The following is a 2,575-nucleotide window of genomic DNA, read 5'->3' as shown; positions in this document are numbered from 1 at the left end:
TGGGTATTTCGGAGTGATGATGCCAGTGATTTCGGTCAAACCGTGCCACTTAAAAGATCATACAATTATATAAAAAAGCTGGGATTATTCCTTTTTCAATATTCCTTTTCTCAGGGATTCACCTTTCAGGTCAATCCTGTGTGAGGAGTTTACAATCCGATCCAATATCGCATCTGCAATAGTTCCTTCACCACCGATGATTTCGTACCACGCCGATACCGGTATTTGGGAGGATATTATTGTTGATCTTTTGCCATGCCGATCGTCTATAATATCCATCAGAGTTTCCCGATCCTGATTATCGAAAGCCTGCAGGCCAAAGTCATCAAGTATCAACAGATCCGTTTTAGTTAGTTTTTCCAGTTCCTTGAGGTAAGTACCGTCAACTTTACTCAATTTCAGCCTTTTGATCAGTCTGGCAGTTACGGTATAGAGTGTTTTTACCCCCGTAAGGCATGCCTGGTGCCCAAGAGCCTGGGATAAATAACTTTTTCCTGTACCGGAAGCGCCACATATAATGATGTTTTCCTTTCGCAACACAAAGTCCAGTGTACCAAGGCGTGCGAACATGTTCTTGTCTAGATTTCTTTCACTGGCATAGTTTATATCGCCAAGACTGGCGTTCTGCCTAAAGTTTGCCAGTTTCAGCAACCTGTCAATTTTATTGTTCTCCCGGTCTTCCCACTGATGATCCGTAAGTAATGCTAGGTATTCGTCGCAGGTAATACCTTCAAACCTATTTTCCTTTACATACTGTTGGTGTAATTGAGCCATGGCCCCCAGGCGCATGTTACGTAGTTTTTCAACTGTCTGATTGTTCATTTCTCTGATTTTTGATTGTCATTATTCATATGCGGAAGCACCGCGTATATTGTTATGAAAAGGTATATGAGGTTTTATGGGCTCGGTCTGGTCGTCAAATAGCGGCAGTCTGTCCATATTATTTTTCAGGATGTTCTTTATGCGCAGGTAAGAGCAGCTATCTGTAACTAAAGCCCTTTTGCAGGCATTATTGAGCCGCACAGAACCATAACAGCGGTGCAGCTGGATAATGCCCAAAGAGCGCTTATAGCTTATTTCAGGGTAATCCTGCGAGGCCAGTATCCTTTCGATACATGCCAAAACATATTCCCCGTGCGGCAATGCTTTTTTCCTGAAGAACTCAGGACTCCACTCCGAATAGAACTTATGTGTGCTGCTCAGGTGATCGGTATTGGTGATATAGCTGCCTTTGTTCAGGTTGCGCTGATGCAGCGCAATCCTTTCATGATTATAATAGATCTCAACACGGCTCCTGGTATAATGGATCATGGTTTCTTTTCCGATATACCGGTACGGAACACTATAGTAACACTTGTCGGGAGAAAAGTATGCGTAGCCCATTTTCTGCACCTTGGCCCTTTTATAGTCTTTCAGTTCATAAGTATCGAGCGGTAGTTCTTTGAGATACTGACGTTCAATACTCTGGAAGAGCTCAATACGGCTGGATTCCTTTCGTTTGAACAAAAGATTGTTGTAACGTTCCAATAAGACGGCAATTTCTTTGTTAAGATCTTCCAGTGAGAAGAAAGTCATCTCCCGTAACGGATAATAAATACGCTGATAGACCAAATGCACCGCATTCTCAACCAATGCCTTGTCCTGTGGAGAGTAACTACGCGTGGGATTGATGACACAGTTATAATGGCGGGCAAAGTCTTTAAAGCTACGGTTGACATCGGCTTCGTATTTACTCGATCTATTAACTGCGGATTTTAAGTTGTCTGACACGATAGCTTTGGGTGACCCACCATAGAAATGCAAGGCACCGGTACAACAAAATAGCATGTCTTCACGTTTCTGGCTCATACATGCCTGAACATAGGTGTACTGGCTGCAGGGAAGTATGGCTACAAATACTTCCACGGGAATAATCTCTCCAGTCTGCTTATCGATGATCTGCAGCTTTTTACCGGCAAAGTCTATGAACATTTCTTCGCCAGCGATGTGTTGAAGTTTCATTGAGCCTTTTTCCTTAGGGTACTTACGGCGGAAATGTTCAAGGAACTGCGTATAACTATACGGTTCTGTTGCCAGCTCAACATATTGCTGATAATGATACAGAAAGGTAAAACCGGGATGGTTCCGGGCCTTATTGACCCCCTCAAAATAAAGCATGAGCTCATTGTGACGTACGGGGTCTAGCGTAGTATGTGAGGAGAACAGTTCGGATAAAGCAGGAATATCGAAGGCCAGAAGCTCCTGAAATGAATAGCCGCTACCAGCAAATAGTTGCATATAGGTGTTGACTGTATTACGGGAAATACCCAGAACAGAACCTATTTTACGGTTACTGTAACCTTCCAGATGTAATGTGAGTATTTGTTTTAAGTCCATCGGATCAAGTTTGTTGGCCATATCGCTGTATTTAAAAGCGATAAGGTAATTCTTTCTTGATCTTTTTAAAGTGGCACAATTCGAACCGTAAAAAACGAATTAATGGATAAAACTAAACCACTAAAGTGGCATCATTTAAACCGTAATAGCTGGCACTAACAGACCGAAATAGCTGGCACTATTCGAACCGTAATATCCA

2 protein-coding genes are annotated in these 2,575 nt (G+C 42.6%); both read right to left on the bottom strand.

Going from position 1 to position 2,575, the window contains the following annotated elements:
- Positions 1-84 precede the first annotated feature (84 nt).
- Positions 85-822 (bottom strand): IS21-like element helper ATPase IstB, encoded by a 738-nt coding sequence (istB, locus tag ABIB30_RS27170; protein ID WP_354306157.1) that lies wholly within the window; start codon positions 820-822, stop codon positions 85-87.
- A 21-nt stretch (positions 823-843) separates the two neighbouring features.
- Positions 844-2,397: an IS21 family transposase gene (gene istA / locus ABIB30_RS27165; protein ID WP_354306156.1), complete on the bottom strand. Its 1,554-nt coding sequence runs from the start codon at positions 2,395-2,397 to the stop codon at positions 844-846.
- Positions 2,398-2,575 lie beyond the last annotated feature (178 nt).

This window comes from Pedobacter sp. UYP1 (genome assembly GCF_040547305.1).
Lineage (GTDB): Bacteria > Bacteroidota > Bacteroidia > Sphingobacteriales > Sphingobacteriaceae > Pedobacter.
The sequence above is the reverse complement of the archived record's forward strand: the minus strand, read 5'-3'. Positions and strand labels throughout refer to the sequence as shown.

Coding starts and splice junctions, on each gene's coding strand:
- istB (WP_354306157.1), bottom strand. CDS start 822: ATGAACAATCAGACAGTTGAAAAACTACGTAACATGCGCCTGGGGGCC.
- istA (WP_354306156.1), bottom strand. CDS start 2,397: ATGGCCAACAAACTTGATCCGATGGACTTAAAACAAATACTCACATTA.